Raw genomic sequence first — 16,773 nt, 5'->3', positions numbered from 1 at the left:
CTACTCCGCCGGCCGCGTCTCTTCCAGCACGCTTTCCTCGTTGAACAGGAAGCCGCCGGACTGCCGTTTCCACAGCCGCGCGTAAAGCCCGTCCAGCGCCACCAGTTCGTCATGCGTGCCCTGTTCGATAATCCGCCCGCCGTCGAGCACCACCAGCCGGTCGAGCGCCGCGATGGTCGACAGCCGGTGCGCGATGGCAATCACGGTCTTGTTTTCCATCAGCCGCGCCAGGTTCTCCTGGATCGCCGCCTCGATGTCGGAATCGAGCGCCGAGGTCGCCTCGTCCAGGATCAGGATCGGCGCATCCTTGAGGAAGACGCGGGCGATTGCCACACGCTGGCGCTGGCCGCCGGACAGCTTCACGCCGCGTTCGCCGACATAGGCGTCGTAGCCGGTGCGCTCGCGATTGTCGCGCAGGCCTATGATGAACTCATGCGCCTCGGCTTTCCGCGCCGCCGCGATCACTTGCGTCTCGGTCGCGCCCGGCATGCCGAGCTTGATGTTGTCGCGCAGCGAGCGGTGGAACAAGGCCGTGTCCTGACTGACCACGCCGATATTGGCGCGCAGCGAATTCTGCGTCACCTGCGCGATATCCTGGCCGTCGATCAGGATCTTGCCGCCCTCGAGGTCGTAGAGGCGCAGGATCAGGTTGGCCAGCGTCGTCTTGCCGGCTCCCGATGGGCCGACCAGTCCGACCTTCTCGCCGGGCCTGACGACGAGGTCGATGCCGTCGAGCACGCCCGCTCCCTTGCCGTAGTGGAAAGTCACGTTCTTCACATCGATGCGGCCGCCGGCCACGATCAATTCCTTGGCGTCCGGCGCGTCGGTGAGGCCGAGCGGCTGCGAGATCAGCGCCTTGGAGTTCTCCAGCACGCCGAGATTCCTCAGGATGCCGTTGAGCTGCATCATCACCCGGCCGAGCAGCATGTTGAGCCGCAGGACGAGCGAAAGCGTGAAGGCAACGGCGCCGACGGTGATCGAGCCTTCGAGCCATAGATAGATGGCAAAGCTGGCGATGGCGGTGATCATGACGCCCGACAGCGTCGTCAGCGCCATGCGCACGCCGGTCAGCCGGCGGGTGAACGGGCGCAGGGCGTCCAGATAGATGTCGAAACCGCTCCGGATGTAGCGATCGTCGCCATCGGCCGAAAACAGCTTCAGCGTCTGCACGTTGGAGTAGGAATCGACGATTCGGCCATTGATCATCGAGCCGGCCTCGGCGGTCGCCTCGGCGTGCCTGCGGATCGCCGGCAGATAGCGCTTGGCCAGAAACCCGAAGGCGGCGATCCAGAGCACCACAAGCACCGCCAGCCTGAGATCGAGGCCGGCGACCAGCGCCAGCGTCGTCACCGTATAGACGATCATGAACCAGATGACCTCGATGAAGCTCTCCATCAGGTCGCCGGTGGCCTGCCCCGCCTGCCAGACCTTGGTGGCGATGCGGCCGGCGAAGTCGTTCTGGAAGAAGGCGTAGGACTGGCGCGAGACATGGCGATGCGCCTGCCAGCGCACCAGATTGTAGAAGCCGGGCGTGATCGTCTGCTCGTCGACCAGTGCCGAGAGCCCGACGACCAGCGTGCGGATGATCAGCACCACCGCGCCCATGAACAGGAGCTCGGGACCGGCGGCGATCCACAGCGCATGCCAGCTGCGCTCGCCGGGCAACTGGTCGAGGATGTCGACCAGCCGCCCGACGAAATAGAACAGCCCGGTCTCGACCAGCGGTGCAATGCCGCCAATGACCAGCATTGTGAAGAAGGCGAGCTTCGCCTGTCCGACATAGTGCCAGAGGAAGCCGCCGACACCGGTGGGTGGCCGAAGGTTCGCCGGCTCGCGGAACGGATAGACCCAGCGCTCGAACCAGCGATAGACGGCTGTCATCATGCGGTGGCCATCATTCTGCAGCTTGACCCTTGGCCCCGATGTCGTTGGCGGCCTCGGCCGGCGCCTCGTCGAGCAGGAAGCCGCCCGACTGGCGCTGCCAGAGCTGCGCATAGAGCCCGCCCTTGGCGACGAGGTCGTCATGCGAACCTTCCTCGATGACGCGGCCTATATCCATGACGACGAGCCTGTCCATCGCGGCGATGGTCGACAGCCGATGCGCGATGGCGATGACGGTCTTGCCCTGCATCAGCCTGTAGAGGTTCTCCTGGATCGCCGCCTCGGCCTCGGAATCGAGCGCCGACGTCGCCTCGTCGAGGATGAGGATCGGCGCGTCCTTCAGCATGACGCGGGCAATGGCGATGCGCTGCCGCTGTCCGCCCGACAGTTTGACGCCGCGGTCGCCGACATGGGCATCGAACCCGGTGCGGCCGTTGGCGTCGATCAGCCCGCCTATGAAATCCAGCGCCTCTGCCCGCCCGGCCGCCTCGAGCAGCATCTCATCGGTGGCATCCGGCCGGCCATAGAGGATGTTCTCGCGCACCGAGCGGTGCAGCAGCGAGGTGTCCTGCGTCACCATGCCGATCTGCGCACGCAGCGAGTCCTGCCTCACCGACGCGATCTCCTGGCCGTCGATCAGGATCTGGCCGGCTTCGAGGTCGTAGAAGCGCAGCAGCAGATTGACCAGCGTCGACTTGCCGGCGCCCGAGCGGCCGACGATGCCGACCTTCTCGCCCGGCTTCACCGTCAGCGACAGGTTCTCGATGACGCCCTTCTGCTTGCCGTAGTGGAAGCGGATGTCGTCGAAGCGGATTTCGCCGCGTGTGACGGCGATGTTCTTCGCGCCCGGCCGGTCCTCCACCAGGCGCGGCAGCGAGATCGACTGGATGCCGTCCTGCACCGTGCCGATGTTCTCGAACAGGCCGGACATCTCCCACATGATCCACTGCGACATGCCCCACATGCGCAGCACGAGGCCGATGACCACGGCGACGGCGCCGATCGTCACCGCCTGGCCGAGCCACAGCCACAGCGACAGCGCGGTGACGGAAAACAGCAGCAGCGCGTTGAGGATATAGAGCAGGCCGTAGAGCACCGTCACCAGCCGCATCGAGCGGTAGACCGTCTCGAGGAAGCCTGACATGCCCTCCTTCGCGAAGCTGGCCTCGCGCCGCGCATGGGAAAACAGCTTGACCGTCTGGATGTTGCTGTAGCTGTCGACGACGCGGCCGGTCATGGTCGAACGCGCATTGGCCTGCTCCTCGCCGACCTTGCCGAGCCGCGGGATGAAGTAGCGCAGCAGCCCGACATAGCCGACCAGCCAGATCGCGAGCGGCGTCGCCAGCCGCCAGTCGGCCGAACCGACGATGAACAGCATGCCGAGGAAGTAGACGATGACGTAGTTGAGCACGTCGATGAGCTTGATGACGCATTCGCGCACGGCGAGCGCCGTCTGCATCAGCTTGGTGGCGATGCGGCCGGCGAACTCGTCCTGATAGAAGGCCATCGACTGCTTCAAGAGGTAGCGATGCACCTGCCAGCGGATGCGCATGGGGTAGTTGCCCATCAGCGTCTGCTGGTTGAGAAGCGAGTGGAACCACACGGTGCCCGGCAGCGCGAACAGCACGACGAAAGCCATGCCAGCGAGCTTCCAGCTCTCGGTCTGCAGGAAAGTCTCGCGATTCTGCCCCGAGAGCCAGTCGACGATGCGGCCCATAAAGCCGAACATCCACACTTCGGCGACGGCAATCGCCGTCACCAGGAGCGCGTCGAGGATGATGTAGGGCCAGGCGCCTCGCGTGTAATGCACGCAGAAGGCGACCAGCGTCTTCGGCGGTTCGACCGGCTCCGCGGCCGGGAACGGATCGAGCTTGTTTTCAAACCAGCGGAACATTGCAGGCACTCGACTGTCTATGCGCTCACGCGGCGCGGGATTGATGGACAAGCTTGCTCGACCGCGCAGCGTCGCGGGCCGGCGATGCAGAATCATCTGCATCGCCGGCCCTGCTTCGCGCAATATAGGGTGTCGCGGGCTTTTCGCCGACAGGCTCAGCCGACGATCCTGACGCCCCGGAGTTTCCGGGCGAAAAGCTGGCGCCTGCCCGGCCTTTCGCGCCGGGCCGGATCAGCCTGATGATGCGGCGCACCAGCGAAGGCCGGCTGTGGTCAGGCACGGCGCGCGAGAAGTCGACGTCCGGCAGCATGCCTCGATGCGGACGCCGGCGCGTCTCGGCGTGCACTGCCGACGAGTAGGTCTCGCCGACCAGCAGCGCCCAGGTCGCCATCCTGCGCTCGTGCAGGCTTCTGGAGCCGGGTATTTTGTAGGGATCGAACATCGGTCCATCCTCCATGTGCAAATGCGATAAAAAGGGTGACGCAACATCGACTTCCGGCATTCGGCCGAAGCGGCCGAGTACTTCGGTGCGCGCAGCGTCGCTCCGGACATGACGGCAGGCGTCAGTCAGGACACGGTCAGGTGGGGCGCCGGGCCCCTTTGGGCGTTTGAAAAACATCGCAGGATTCCTTCGAGAACCGAAAACTGGGTTCGGCGGGAATCGGTGCGATCAAGTCTTAGAGAGTCAGGAGAATCGTCGTACCGAAACCGCCGCGGAGCGCATAAGGCGCCAGGAGGGGCGCTGGTTGTGCATGGTCATCATGAGTTCCCCCTCCATCGGTTCGGGTTGACAATGAGAGGCGTATACTCGACTTCGCAGAAAATGACCACCCGCCAGTCCAGCAATCTGCGAAACCTGGAAATCTCTGTGGCCGATCTGCCACTTATTAGAAAGACGCGGAAATGAACGGCCGTCTCCGCATCGCGCTCTACCAGCCTGACATCGCCGGCAACACCGGAACGATCCTGCGCTTCGCCGCCTGTCTCGGCCTTGGCGTCGACATCATCGAGCCGGCCGGCTTCCCGCTCTCCGACCGGGCGCTGAAACGGGCCGGCATGGACTACCTCGAAATGGCCGATCTGACCCGGCATGTCGACTGGAACGCCTTCGAGCAATGGCGGGCGGGCGACGCGCGTCGGCTGGTGCTGCTCACCACCAAAGCCGCTGCCGCCTATACGGACTTTGCCTTTGCCGATGGAGACATTCTGCTTTTCGGTCGCGAATCCGCAGGCGTGCCGGATCCGGTCCGTGACGCTGCGGATGCGCGCCTGACCATCCCGATGCGGCCGGGCGCGCGCAGCATCAATGTCGCGCTGTCCGTCGCCATGGTCGCTGGCGAAGCGATCCGCCAGCTCGCATAGGATCCGCGATCCGCCGTCCCTGCCGTCACCGAGGGCCGTGGTTTCTCCAGTCAGTTTCGTCCAGGCGCACATCGCCTTCTCCTGCATTTGCCCGATCAGGATTTCTTCGCTACAAGCTCAACTTAACTTGAGGTCAAGCGGAAAGTGGCAGATGGCTCCAGCAACGGAATTGACGGTCGGCCAGGTGGCCATGCGCAGCGGCGTCGCCGTATCGGCGCTGCACTTCTACGAGACGCGCGGGCTGATCCGCAGCCACCGCACGGCCGGCAACCAGCGGCGCTACGGCCGCGACGTGCTGCGGCGCGTGGCGATCATCCGGGTCGCCCAGGAGGTCGGCATCTCGCTCTCCGAGATCGCCGCGGCGCTTCAATCCCTGCCCGAGGGCCGCACCCCGACGCGCGAGGATTGGAATCTGCTTTCAACGGCTTGGCGCGACGGGCTCGACCACAAGATCGCCCAGTTGAAGAAGCTGCGCGACGGCCTGAGCGACTGCATCGGCTGCGGCTGCATGTCGATCGACAAATGCCCGCTCAGGAACAAGGAAGACCGGCTGGCGCGGGAGGGCACTGGCGCGAGGCGCCTGATAGCCTCCTGAGCGGAAGCGATGCGAATTAATGACAGGTACGGAAGGAATCCGCTGTGCTGGGACATCTAGTTCAAGCTGAGGAAGAGACACAGTTGATCGCGATCTATCGGATCGATTCCGGCGGCACACCAACGCTCTATATCTCCTTGAGTTTCGATGAGGCGCGGAAAATGGGCCCGGAAAAATTCGGCAAACTGCTTGGCGAAAACCTGATTCTGGATTCGCCGAAATTGCGCGATCTGTTCTCGTTGTGACGCCGCTCAATCCGCCGCCGGCAGCCGCCTTATCGTGAATTCGATGACATCGCCCGGCCGTTCGAACCAGCTTTCGATCTCGGTCCAGTAGGCCTGCTTGGGAAAGCGCTCGAACCATTCCTTGGCCTTGAGGCGGGCGTCCGAGCGCGGCAGGACGAAGGTCTCGCGCAGGAAGCCGTCGCGCGGCATGCGCTCGCGCTCGGCGCGCGAACGGTCGAGCCTCTTCTTCAAGCCATCCAGCGGCGGTCTTGCCGGGGTGCGCACGAAGGAACTCCTTGCACCGTGGTCAGACGGGACTTGACCCTTGCCCCTAAGAGATTAGGGATCGCGCCCGGAAAAGACGAGTCCTTTATCGTCCGCGACTGGAGACCTGATTTTGGAACGACCTGAAATACCGGTGGGCCTGCCGGCCGACATCGAAGAGAAGAAGGTGAAGGCGCGCCTGTGGTTCGAAGCATTGCGCGAGCGCATCTGCGCCGCATTCGAGCAGATCGAGCAGGATCTGGAGGGGCCTCTGGCCTCGTGGTCGCCCGGCCGCTTCGAGAAGACGCCCTGGCAGCGAGACGAAGGCAAGGGCGGCGGCGGCACCATGTCGATGATGCACGGCCGTGTCTTCGAGAAGGTCGGCGTCCACACCTCGACCGTCCATGGCGAGTTCTCGCCCGAGTTCAGGAAGCAGATGCCGGGCGCAGAGGAGGATCCGCGCTTCTGGGCAAGCGGCATCTCGCTGATCGCGCACCCATGGAACCCCAACGTGCCGGCCGTGCACATGAACACGCGCATGGTCGTCACCTCGCGCCAGTGGTTCGGCGGCGGCGCCGACCTGACGCCGGTGCTCGACCGACGCCGCGTCCAGGACGATCCCGATACACTCTCCTTCCACCGCGCCATGCGGTTTGCCTGCGAGAAGAACGCCGGCGTCGCCGACTACGCCAAATTCAAGGACTGGTGCGACGAGTATTTCTATCTGCCGCACCGCAATGAGCCACGCGGCATCGGCGGCATCTTCTTCGACTGGCTGCATTCTGGCGACGACGCGGGCGGCTGGGACGCCGATTTCAACTTCGTCCAGGATGTCGGTCGCTCCTTTCTCGTCGTCTACGCGCATCTGGTCCGGTCCAATTTCAACGACAACTGGACCGATGGCGACCGCGACGAACAGCTCGTCCGGCGCGGCCGCTACGCCGAATTCAACTTGCTTCACGATCGCGGCACCATCTTCGGGCTGAAGACCGGCGGCAATGTCGTCTCGATCCTCTCCAGCCTGCCGCCTGAGGTAAGATGGCCGTAAAATATCGGTGAGCGGGACGTGAGCCGCAATGGCGTCCCATTCGCCGAATCTGGGCGCGCAATGTGGCGACCGGATTATCTTTTTCGTCTAATAGGCATTTGAAAAATCAGGGCTATTTGTCGTTTCCGGGCCGGGAAACGCCGGCGGCTCTTCTCTCCCGTGAGCCGCGACCCGACGTGACCGGACGGCCTTTGATCGAGTGGGCGCCTTCCCCGGAGCGAGATTTCATCTCGCTCTCAGGGTGCCCGCATTTTCCAGGAGAACATGCCATGCGCAAGCTTATTGTGACGGCAGCAACCGCTGCTCTTCTCGCCTCTGGTGGCGCCGCCTTCGCGGCGGTCAAACACACCACTGGCACGGTGAAGAGCTTCGATGGAACGGCCATGAGCCTCGTTCTGGATGATGGATCCACCTTTACGCTGTCCAAGGCCTTCAAGGATCCTGGCTTGCAGGCTGGCGAGAAGGTCCGCGTTTCCTGGGACATGAGCGGCAAGAACAAGGTTGCCGAGGCAGTCAAGATCATGAAGTGACGGCCTGCTCGCAGGAGCAAGACAGGGCTATTTCCGGTCTTGCTCCGAGGTAGCGTAAGAGGGGCGGAGCAGCAATGCTCCGCCTTTTTCGGCTCTTGCGGCAACCAAAGCCAGCGAGCCGTGTTATGGTTGCTCGCCAGTACACGACCCGAAGGCCCCCAGGTTTTCGACGAAAGGGATGTTCGAAAAAGGATCGTGCGCGCATCAGAGTGCCGGATCGGATGTCGGTCGGCGCTCCAAGGAGGAAAGGAGAATCCGATGAAGGAATTCCACTGCGGATCGCTCGTGCCGGGCTGTGAGTGGCATACACGCGCCGAAGAAGAGGCCGAGGTGATGCGCCGTGCCGTCGAGCACATGCGCGAGACGCATGGCGAAACGACCATTCGCGAGACGATGATCGAGGCGATCCGCTCGCGTATCCAGAAGGTGCGTGACGCCGCGTAACGGCTTCCGGCCGGAGCAGATCACGGATCTTGCGCGATCCGGCCAACAAGCAGGCGAAGGGGATGCCGGATCCGACGGCATCCCGCCCCACTTCCGGCCACGGCTGCCGAAGAGCGCAAATATTTTCAATCAAATACTTATATTCGCACCTGCTTGGATAACCCGGCGGTAACGGTAGTCGTGCCACCATCGGGGAGATAATCCGGATACAGGGGCAGCCAGAGAAGCCCGTCGCCACCAGGCGCTGATCCGGAAACGGTGGGGCGAGGTGTTTTCGCGCATGCGCGAAAGGTCCGGCAATCGAGGTAGTTTCCGTTGGACAGCGCTGCTGCTGTCCGCCTTCCTTGGCGCGCCTCCGGCGTCCGGGCAGGAGATGACGACGTCGCTTGTCGACATGCACCAGGGCTCGCAGCTCAGTGACCGGGCCAGAGGCCTCGGCGACGGCGGCTATGAGTTGCAGAGCGGATCGTGGGTATCGTTCAACCGGTGGTATCACGCCACCTGGGTCGACCTCCACGTCGACTTTCTCACCCAGCTGACTGAAGACACCGGAATCCTGTGGGGTTTCGGCACCGGAGAAAGCGCCGAGAAGTACAGCATCGAGCCCAGCTTCAAGCTCGGCTTCCTCACTCAGATGCACCCGAGTGCGAGCAGCACCCTGTCCTTCTCGCTGACCTCGACGATCGGCGGCAACCTCACCGAAAAGCCGTGCGTGGCCGACTATGGGGACCTGGGCACCTACAGCGTCAACTGCCGGCTCGCGGCCACCGAGATGGCACCTGAGCAAACCCTGAAATATCTGGTTAACGCTAAACCGGAGACCATGCGTCTCTGGCTGAATTACCGTGTTACTTTCTGACCTTGGAGGCTGACATGAGCAGGTTGACCCGCCTCGAAGTTCACAATCGTCCATCCTGGTTCCTGTTCGACTGGAGTAAGAGCATGTCAGCCAACCACTGGAAATTCGGCCTCGCCGCCGCGCTTGCCATCTTCTCGGCGCCGATCGCTTCGGCGCAGGAAGCTCTCGACGCCGACCAGACCGCCGCGCTCTGCCACGGCGCAGGGTCGATTTGCGTGAGCGCCACGATCCCGGCCACGCCGACGACGCAAGCGACGGTGCAGAGCTGGATGAGCCCCGAGGTCGGCGCCGCATGGGCGGCCGGCTACAAGGGCAGTGGCGTCACCATCACCATCGTCGACGATTTCAGCAGCACGTCGCGCTTCTCCGGCAATTTCGGCCTCGGCACGCAAAACCAGCGGCACGGCGAATGGACCCGCCAGGAAGCCAGCATGGTTGCGCCCCTGGCAGCCATCCGGTCGAAGGACTTCTCGACGGGCTCGTCGGTTGCGCTGGCGGCGGGCCTGAACGTGCTCAATCTGAGCTACGGCATGTACGCCAGGGCGGGTTACAGCACCAGCCAGATCGGCTGGGCGCCGGAGGAAGCCTCGATCATCTCCTATGCCACCAAGGGGTCGGCCGTCGTCTCGAAGGCCGCCGGCAACGATGCGGTCGCCGTCGGCGGCATCAAGAACGGCCAGCAGGATTACCTCAACCTCGCGCTGGTCGGCAAAGCCTCGGCGATCTTCGTCGGCGCGCTCTCCACCAACGGCACGACGACCAGCAAGGCCCAGCTTGCCTCCTACTCCAACTACGCCGGCTCCAACCCGCTCGTGCAGAGCCATTTCCTTGTCGTGGGTGTCACCGGCAGCAAGACGGGCCTTTACGGCACCTCGTTCGCGGCGCCGATCATTTCCGGCTACGCGGCGATCGTTGGCAGCAAATTCACCACGGCAACGCCGACACAGATCACCAACCAGTTGCTGAACACGGCTCGTACCGACACGCTGCTCAACTACAACGCCTCCGTCTACGGCAAGGGCGAAGCCAGCCTTTCACGCGCACTGGCTCCCGCTTCGATCAGGTAAGTTGCGATCTAGAGCGGTTCAGCGTTTCATGGAATCGCCGAACCGCTCTAACTATTTGTTTTTACGCAATTCCGGACGGAAAACCGTTACACACTTTTCCTGGAATTGCTCTAAGCTTCAAGCGCTTTTACGGCGCGCTCGATGAGCGCGCCGCGGTCAAGGGTGAAACCGGACCCGATCCATTCCTTCTCGAGACTTTTCAGGATCGCGCCGAGCCTGGGGCCGGGCGCCGCGCCAAGCTCGGCGAGATCGGCGCCCTTGATCGGGAATACCGGCTTCTCCCATTTCAACGCGAAGGCAAGCAGGCGCGAGAAGCCGCCGGCATCGATCAGCGCCTGATTGTCCTCGGCCGCCCGTGCCCGCGCGGAAGCCAGTGAAAGCCGCAGCCGGTCGGCGATGCCGTTACGATCGCCGAGATAGAGTTTCTTGGCCAGTTCGCCTTCGCTCGTCCTCGGCTCGATCGCCGCCGCCAGCGCCCAGTGCCTCAGCCGCCCCGCCTCGGCGGCGGAAAATTTCAGCCTCTCGGCAAGCGTCTTCATCCGCGCGGCATCGGGCGGCACCATGGCTTCCAGCCTCAGCAGCGGAGCGGCTGCCCAGCCCAGGTCCTTCTCGGTCCGGATCAGCCCATGGATGGCGTCGATGCCCCATTTCTCGCTTTCCGGCAGAACGCTGGTAAGCACGCCGGCCTGACGCATCCACAAAAGCGCGCGTGACGGGTCCGGCGCCGACAGGAGCTTCTTCAGTTCGGACCAGATGCGCTCCGCCGAGAGCTGGCCGAGCCCGTCCTTCAGCCGCGCGCAGGCCTTCAACCCTTCGGCGTCGGGTCGTCCGTCGCCATACCAGGCGAAGAAACGGAAAAACCGCAGGATGCGCAGGTAATCCTCGCGGATGCGCGCTTCCGCATCGCCGATGAAGCGCAGCCGGCGCGCCGCGATGTCGGCGATGCCGCCGACCAGGTCGACGACGTTTCCGTCAGCTTCGGCATAGAGCGCGTTGATGGTGAAATCGCGCCGCTCGGCGTCGAGCTTCCAGTCGCGCCCGAACGACACCTTTGCCCGCCGCCCATCGGTCTCGATATCGGCGCGCAGCGTGGTGACCTCATAGGTCTTGCCGCCGGCGATCGCCGTGACAGTGCCATGCTCTATGCCGGTCGGCACCGTCTTGAAGCCGGCCGCCTCGGCGCGGCGGATGGTTTCCTGCGGCAGCGTCGTGGTTGCGACGTCGATATCGGCGACCGGCTGGCCGAGCAGGGTGTTGCGAACGGCGCCGCCCGCGACGCGCGCCCGCTCATCGCCATCCGAAAGCGCTGCCAGCAGACGCTGCAGGTGCTTCTCGTTCAGCCAGTCCGCCCTGCCGGCGAGCGATACGGGAGCACTCAAGCATAGAGCCTTTCGTAGAGGGTGCGGATGATGCCGGCGGTGACGCCCCAGATGCGCTGGCCGCCATAGGGCATGTCATAGAAGAACCATTCGAGGTCGTCCCACATGCGGCTGTCCCGGGCGTGGTTTGTCGGGTCCATCAGGAACCGCAGCGGCACCTCGAAGGCGGCATCGACCTCGTCGGCATTGAGCGTCAAGGAGAAGCCTGGCCGAACCACCGCCAGCACCGGCGCGATGCGGTAGCCGCTGCCGGAAACATAGTCGGGCATGCGGCCGATGATCTCGACATGATCGCGCTCGAGGCCGATTTCCTCGAAGGTTTCGCGCAACGCCGCCGCTTCCGGGCTGGGATCGGTCGGGTCGATCGTGCCGCCCGGAAAGGCCACCTGACCGGAATGGCTGCGCAGCTTCTCGGCGCGCTTTGTCAAAAGCATCGTCGCATCGGCGCCATGGTCGACCACCGGGATCAGCACGGCGGCGTCGCGCAGCGGCTTTACGTGCTTCAGCCTGGGATGGCCGGGATTGAAGCGATGATCGCCATAGTCGTCGCCGGCATGGGCGTCTGCCTGGGCGGCGACGCGCTGGCGAAAATCCACGGTCGAGAACGGCGCCGGCGTCACCTGGTCCATCACGCGCTCAGCCGTTTCAGCTTCTCGGCGGGCATGATCGGATAGACCTCGCCCCTGGAGCGCACGGCAAACATCGTCCTGCCGTCGATGTCGATCTCCTCGCCATGCTCGACCAACTCGTACATCACCGGCCGCGCCACCAGCGCCTCCAGCCGGCCGCGCACCAGCACATAGGGTTTCAGCCCGCCGGTCGCCTCCTCGTCGACGAAGCGCAGGGCGTGGCCCGGCCCGGCCTCGACGACATCGCCGACATTGGTGCGGAAGGTGATGACCTGGTCGTCGCCGGCGCCGGACACATCCATCTCGACGGCGACGAAGGGGGCGTCGACGACGCGTATCCCCACCCTCTCCACCGGCGTCACCAGATAGGTCCTACCGTCCGCGTCCTTGCGCAACACGGTGGAGAACAGCTGCACCAGCGGCATGCGCCCGATCGGCGTGCCCAGATAGAACCAGGTGCCGTCGGCCCTGATCTCCATGTCGAGGTCCCCGCAGAAGTCCGGATTCCAGCGCTCCACCGGCGCCGGCCCCTTGCCGGCGCGGGTCGCGCGCGAGATCAGCGCCTCCAGCCCGCGCGCCTCGGTGGCGCTGGTGAGGCTCTGTTCACGATGTTCTGTGAGCTCCGTCATGGTCACGAAATAGTCACTGTTGTTCCGCTTGTCAGCCTAAGTCTGTGATTTAAGTTCAAATGCAGGCGCCAGGCGAGGCCGAATCGCGGCATTCTGCGGCACAGACAGTGCAAGCCGGTATTTCCAGCACAAGGATCGAAACGGCATGAGCGTGATGATCAAGGAAAGCCCGATCAGCGAAAAGGACATGATCGCCGAGGCCGAAAAGGCGCTGGCGGACATCTCGAAAGTCCGTGACGGCGTCGGTCGTGTCATCTTCGGCCAGGATGCCGTCGTCGAGCGCACGCTGGTGGCGCTGCTTGCCGGTGGCCATGCGCTGCTGGTCGGCGTGCCGGGCCTCGCCAAGACCAAGCTGGTCGAGACGCTGGGCGTCGTGCTCGGTCTCGATTCCCGCCGCATCCAGTTCACGCCCGACCTGATGCCGTCCGATATCCTGGGCTCCGAGGTGATGGAGCAGGACGAGTTCGGCAAGCGCTCCTTCCGCTTCATCTCCGGGCCGATCTTCGCGCAATTGCTGATGGCCGACGAGATCAACCGCGCCTCGCCGCGCACCCAGTCGGCGCTGCTGCAGGCGATGCAGGAATACCACGTCACCATCGCCGGGGCGCGCCACGACCTGCCCTCGCCCTTCCATGTGCTGGCGACGCAGAACCCGCTGGAGCAGGAAGGCACCTATCCGCTCCCGGAGGCGCAGCTCGACCGCTTCCTGATGCAGGTCGACATCCTCTATCCGGAAATCGAAGCCGAACGCCGCATCCTGCTGGAGACCACCGGCGTCGAGGACGCCAAGGCGCAGAATGTGCTGCAGCCGGCCCGGCTGAAGGAGATCCAGACGCTGATCCGCCGCATGCCGGTGCCGGAAAGCGTGGTCGACGCGATCCTCAAGCTGGTGCGTTCGGCCCGCCCCGGCCAGGGGCACGCCGAAACCGACAAGCTCGTCGCCTGGGGTCCCGGGCCGCGCGCCAGCCAGGCGCTGACACTGTGCGCGCGAGCGCGGGCGCTGTATGATGGGAGGCTGGCGCCGTCGGTTGACGACATCCGTGCCCTGGCCGAGCCGGTGCTGCAGCATCGCATGGCGCTGACTTTCGCCGCCCGCGCCGAAGGCACCTCGGTGCGCGACGTGGTGGCGAAACTGGCAAAAGGCATCTGATGGCACGAATAGGCGAGGTCCAGGCACCGGTTGCGACGCGTGACGCGCTCGCCCGTGGCCGGTTGCGGGCCTCGCTGGTGCCGGACCTGCTGGTCGAGGCGCGCCGCATCGTCAACACCGTGATCGCCGGCTGGCATGGCCGCCGCAAGCGCGGCATCGGCGAGAATTTCTGGCAGTTCCGGCCCTATGTCGAAGGCGATTCCTCGCGCATCGACTGGCGCCGCTCGGCCCGCGACGACCACACCTATGTGCGCGACCGCGAATGGGAGGCGGCCCATACGGTGTGGCTGTGGGCCGACCCCTCGCCTTCGATGCTCTACAAATCGGCCGGCGCCGGCGTTTCCAAGGAATCGCGCGCGCTCGTCCTGGCGCTGGCCATGGCCGAGCTGCTGTCGCGCAGCGGCGAGCGCATCGCCTGGCCGGGCCTCACCGACCCGTTCACCGCCCGCAACGGCGCCGAGCGCATCGCGGCCCAGCTCGGCCATGCCGGCGCGCTGCCGGCAAAGCCCGATCTTTCCGGCATCCGCCGCTTTTCCGACGTCGTCCTCGTCAGCGACTTCCTCGACCCGGTCGAGGAGACCATGGCCTGGCTCGACGTGCTCGCCCGCCACGGCGTGCGCGCCCATCTGATCGAGGTCGCCGACCCGGCCGAGGAAACCTTTCCCTATGCCGGCCGCACCGAGTTCACCGATCCCGAAACCGGCGACAAGCTGACCGCCGGCCGCGCCGAGATGCTCGGCGACGAATACCGCCTGCTCTACGGCGCCCGCCGCCAGGAGTTGGCCGGCTGGTGCAAGCGGCTGGGCTGGAGCTTCACCGTCAACCATACCGACCGCCTCGCCTCCGAAGCGCTGGTGCGCATCCACATGGCTTTGACCGCCGAAGGCAGTCATCCAGGGTTGACCGTAGGTCATACCGGGTTGACCACAGGTCATACCGGGTTGACCGCCGGTCCTGCCGGAAAGATCGGCGCATGAGCTGGCTGCCGCTTTCCTTCGGTGCGCCCATGGTGCTGTGGGGCCTGCTGGCGCTGCCGGTGATCTGGTGGCTGTTGCGGCTCACCCCGCCGAAGCCGCAAATGGAAGTGTTTCCGCCGCTGAAGATCCTGGCCCGCGTCCTGAAGCGCGAGGAGACGCCGCAGCAAAGCCCATGGTGGCTGACGCTGCTGAGGTTGCTGATGGCCGCCCTGATCGTCGTCGCACTTGCCGAACCGGTCTTCAATCCGCGTGAAAAACTGCCGGCCGAAGGCTCGGCCCTGGCATTGGTCATCGACAATGACTGGGCAAGTGCCGCCGACTGGGGCAAGCGCGTCGCCACGGCCGAAAGGCTGATCGCCGACGCCGGCTCGAACGGCGTGCCTGTCATCATCGCCTTCACCGCCGAAAAGCCCAACGCCGAGATCGGCCCCTTCGATGCCGCGACGGCGCTCGACAGGCTGCGCGCCGCCAAGCCGCGGCCCATCCCGACCGACCGCCCCGCCGTCTATGCCCGCGTCGCGGCAAGCCTGGAGAGCCATCCCGGCGCCAGCGTCGCCGTGCTCGCCGACGGGCTCGCCGCGCAAGGCGACGAAGCCGCCTTCGACACGCTTTTGTCGAAGAATGCGGCGCGGCTGGTCTGGGCCACGTCTGACCGGATCACGCTGGCCGGCCTGACCGCTGCCGACAACCAGGTCGATGGCTTTGCATTGACCGCGATCCGTCCGCCCGGCGATCCGGCGCCCGCCCAGGTCATCGCCGGCGCCTTCGACGACAAGGGCCGCCGCATCGCCGATGCGACGCTGACCTTCTCGCCGGGCGAAACCACGGCCACCGGCACGATGGCGGTGCCGTTCGAACTGCGCAACGACTTTGCCTCGATCGCGCTCGACGGCGAGCATCAGGCCGGCGCCGTGCGCGTGCTCGACGAGAGCTCCAAACGCCGCCGCGTCGGGCTGTTGTCGCAGTCCGAGGCCGACCAGGCGCAGCCGCTCTTGTCGCCGCTCTACTATATCCGCCGCGCGCTGCAGCCCTTCGCCGATTTGGTCGAGCCGTCGAGCGTCGACCTTGCCGACGCCATCCCGCAATTGCTCGATCAGAAGCCGGCAATGATTGTCATGGCCGATGTCGGCACTATCCCCGAGCAGGTGCGGCCAAAGCTCGCCGACTGGGTCGACAAGGGCGGCACGCTGGTCCGCTTTGCCGGCTCGCGGCTGGCCGCCGCCGGCAATGACGACGACCTTCTGCCGGTCAGGCTGCGCAGCGGCGAGCGCGCGCTGGGCGGCGCGCTGTCCTGGACGACGCCGCAGCCGGTCACCGAATTCCCGAAGACCGGGCCCTTCGCCGATCTCGCCCCGCCGACCGAGGTCACCGTCACCCGGCAGGTGCTGGCCGAGCCGACGCCCGACATCGTCGAGCGCACCTGGGCGACGCTGGCCGACGGCACGCCGCTGGTCACCGGGCTGAAGAAGGGCAAGGGCACGCTGGTGCTGTTCCACGTCACGCCCGAGGCGACATGGTCGAACCTGCCGATCTCGGGCAGCTTCGTCGAGATGCTGAGGCGCATCGTGCAATTGTCGCGCAACCAGGGAGCCGCCGTCGCCAATGCCGAAGCCGCCGCCACCTCGCTGGCGCCCTACCGCATGATCGCCGCCGACGGCACGCTGGTGCCGCCGACGCCGGACGCAAGGCCGCTGGTGCCGGGCGCCGGTCCGCTGCCGGTGACGATCGAAAACCCGCCGGGCCTCTACGGCTCAGAGACCGGTGTGTTCGCCCACAATCTGCTCGACGCCGCGAGCACCTTCGCGCCGCTGGCCCGGCCCAACCTTTCGCTGCCAGTGACC

At 65.3% G+C, this 16,773-nt stretch carries 18 protein-coding genes; 11 read left to right on the top strand and 7 right to left on the bottom strand.

What is annotated here, in order from left to right; all coding sequences use genetic code 11:
- Genes EN738_RS05445 through EN738_RS05435 form a run of 3 tightly spaced genes read right to left on the bottom strand, consistent with a single transcriptional unit; the run spans window position 1 to window position 4,217 of the window.
- Window positions 1–1,884 (bottom strand): ABC transporter ATP-binding protein, encoded by a 1,884-nt coding sequence (locus EN738_RS05445; protein ID WP_127282813.1) that lies wholly within the window; start codon window positions 1,882–1,884, stop codon window positions 1–3.
- 10 nt (window positions 1,885–1,894) lie between these two features.
- A complete protein-coding gene (locus EN738_RS05440) occupies window positions 1,895–3,775 on the bottom strand; it encodes an ABC transporter ATP-binding protein (protein WP_127282812.1) in 1,881 nt (626 codons plus the stop codon).
- A 25-nt stretch (window positions 3,776–3,800) separates the two neighbouring features.
- Window positions 3,801–4,217: a hypothetical protein gene (locus tag EN738_RS05435; protein ID WP_245478178.1), complete on the bottom strand. Its 417-nt coding sequence runs from the start codon at window positions 4,215–4,217 to the stop codon at window positions 3,801–3,803.
- A gap of 461 nt (window positions 4,218–4,678) precedes the next feature.
- On the opposite strand from EN738_RS05435, the gene EN738_RS05430 reads away from it, so the two are divergent.
- The 3 genes from EN738_RS05430 to EN738_RS35335 all read left to right on the top strand — a co-directional run bounded on the left by EN738_RS05430 (window position 4,679) and on the right by EN738_RS35335 (window position 5,977).
- The gene (locus EN738_RS05430) at window positions 4,679–5,137 is read left to right on the top strand and encodes a tRNA (cytidine(34)-2'-O)-methyltransferase (RefSeq protein WP_127282810.1); all 459 of its coding nucleotides are present in this window, start codon (window positions 4,679–4,681) and stop codon (window positions 5,135–5,137) included.
- A 151-nt stretch (window positions 5,138–5,288) separates the two neighbouring features.
- Window positions 5,289–5,732: a redox-sensitive transcriptional activator SoxR gene (gene soxR / locus EN738_RS05425; RefSeq protein ID WP_127282809.1), complete on the top strand. Its 444-nt coding sequence runs from the start codon at window positions 5,289–5,291 to the stop codon at window positions 5,730–5,732.
- A gap of 83 nt (window positions 5,733–5,815) precedes the next feature.
- Window positions 5,816–5,977 (top strand): hypothetical protein, encoded by a 162-nt coding sequence (locus EN738_RS35335; protein ID WP_189340327.1) that lies wholly within the window; start codon window positions 5,816–5,818, stop codon window positions 5,975–5,977.
- A gap of 6 nt (window positions 5,978–5,983) precedes the next feature.
- Here EN738_RS35335 and EN738_RS05420 read toward each other — a convergent pair whose 3' ends face one another.
- Window positions 5,984–6,241: a hypothetical protein gene (locus EN738_RS05420; RefSeq protein WP_006202578.1), complete on the bottom strand. Its 258-nt coding sequence runs from the start codon at window positions 6,239–6,241 to the stop codon at window positions 5,984–5,986.
- A 112-nt stretch (window positions 6,242–6,353) separates the two neighbouring features.
- Here EN738_RS05420 and hemF point away from each other — a divergent pair, with 112 nt between their 5' ends.
- The 5 genes from hemF to EN738_RS05395 all read left to right on the top strand — a co-directional run bounded on the left by hemF (window position 6,354) and on the right by EN738_RS05395 (window position 10,168).
- On the top strand, window positions 6,354–7,268 hold the full coding sequence (gene hemF / locus EN738_RS05415) for an oxygen-dependent coproporphyrinogen oxidase (protein ID WP_127282808.1): 915 nt from the start codon (window positions 6,354–6,356) through the stop codon (window positions 7,266–7,268).
- Between the two features lie 98 nt (window positions 7,269–7,366).
- Window positions 7,367–7,798, top strand: a complete 432-nt coding sequence (locus EN738_RS36120; RefSeq protein ID WP_245478177.1) for a DUF1344 domain-containing protein — start codon at window positions 7,367–7,369, stop codon at window positions 7,796–7,798.
- A gap of 258 nt (window positions 7,799–8,056) precedes the next feature.
- Complete coding sequence (locus EN738_RS05405; protein ID WP_126058661.1) at window positions 8,057–8,242, top strand: DUF1059 domain-containing protein; 186 nt, start codon at window positions 8,057–8,059, stop codon at window positions 8,240–8,242.
- Between the two features lie 280 nt (window positions 8,243–8,522).
- Window positions 8,523–9,101 (top strand): hypothetical protein, encoded by a 579-nt coding sequence (locus EN738_RS05400; RefSeq protein WP_127282807.1) that lies wholly within the window; start codon window positions 8,523–8,525, stop codon window positions 9,099–9,101.
- A gap of 14 nt (window positions 9,102–9,115) precedes the next feature.
- Window positions 9,116–10,168, top strand: a complete 1,053-nt coding sequence (locus EN738_RS05395; RefSeq protein WP_245478176.1) for a S8 family serine peptidase — start codon at window positions 9,116–9,118, stop codon at window positions 10,166–10,168.
- Between the two features lie 110 nt (window positions 10,169–10,278).
- Here EN738_RS05395 and EN738_RS05390 read toward each other — a convergent pair whose 3' ends face one another.
- The 3 genes from EN738_RS05390 to EN738_RS05380 are packed head-to-tail and all read right to left on the bottom strand — an operon-like array spanning window position 10,279 to window position 12,805.
- A complete protein-coding gene (locus EN738_RS05390) occupies window positions 10,279–11,547 on the bottom strand; it encodes a CCA tRNA nucleotidyltransferase (RefSeq protein WP_127282806.1) in 1,269 nt (422 codons plus the stop codon).
- On the bottom strand, window positions 11,544–12,176 hold the full coding sequence (locus EN738_RS05385; protein ID WP_127282805.1) for a CoA pyrophosphatase: 633 nt from the start codon (window positions 12,174–12,176) through the stop codon (window positions 11,544–11,546). Before EN738_RS05385 ends, EN738_RS05390 begins: the two co-directional genes overlap by 4 nt.
- Window positions 12,176–12,805 carry a DUF1285 domain-containing protein gene (locus EN738_RS05380; RefSeq protein WP_127282804.1) on the bottom strand — a complete coding sequence of 210 codons (630 nt, stop codon included), beginning with the start codon at window positions 12,803–12,805 and terminating at the stop codon, window positions 12,176–12,178. Before EN738_RS05380 ends, EN738_RS05385 begins: the two co-directional genes overlap by 1 nt.
- 145 nt (window positions 12,806–12,950) lie before the next feature.
- Between EN738_RS05380 and EN738_RS05375 the strand changes: the two genes are divergently transcribed.
- The 3 genes from EN738_RS05375 to EN738_RS05365 form a co-directional block, all read left to right on the top strand.
- Window positions 12,951–13,955, top strand: coding sequence for a MoxR family ATPase (locus EN738_RS05375; RefSeq protein WP_127282803.1), 1,005 nt, complete (start codon window positions 12,951–12,953; stop codon window positions 13,953–13,955).
- Window positions 13,955–14,932: a DUF58 domain-containing protein gene (locus tag EN738_RS05370; protein WP_127282802.1), complete on the top strand. Its 978-nt coding sequence runs from the start codon at window positions 13,955–13,957 to the stop codon at window positions 14,930–14,932. Before EN738_RS05375 ends, EN738_RS05370 begins: the two co-directional genes overlap by 1 nt.
- Window positions 14,929–16,773 (top strand): BatA domain-containing protein (locus EN738_RS05365; protein WP_127282801.1); only part of this gene is annotated, 1,845 nt, incomplete at its 3' end. The genes EN738_RS05370 and EN738_RS05365, both read left to right, overlap by 4 nt.

The sequence above is a fragment of the Mesorhizobium sp. M4B.F.Ca.ET.017.02.2.1 genome, from assembly GCF_003998955.1.
Taxonomy (GTDB): Bacteria; Pseudomonadota; Alphaproteobacteria; order Rhizobiales; family Rhizobiaceae; genus Mesorhizobium; species Mesorhizobium abyssinicae.
The sequence above is the reverse complement of the archived record's forward strand: the minus strand, read 5'-3'. Positions and strand labels throughout refer to the sequence as shown.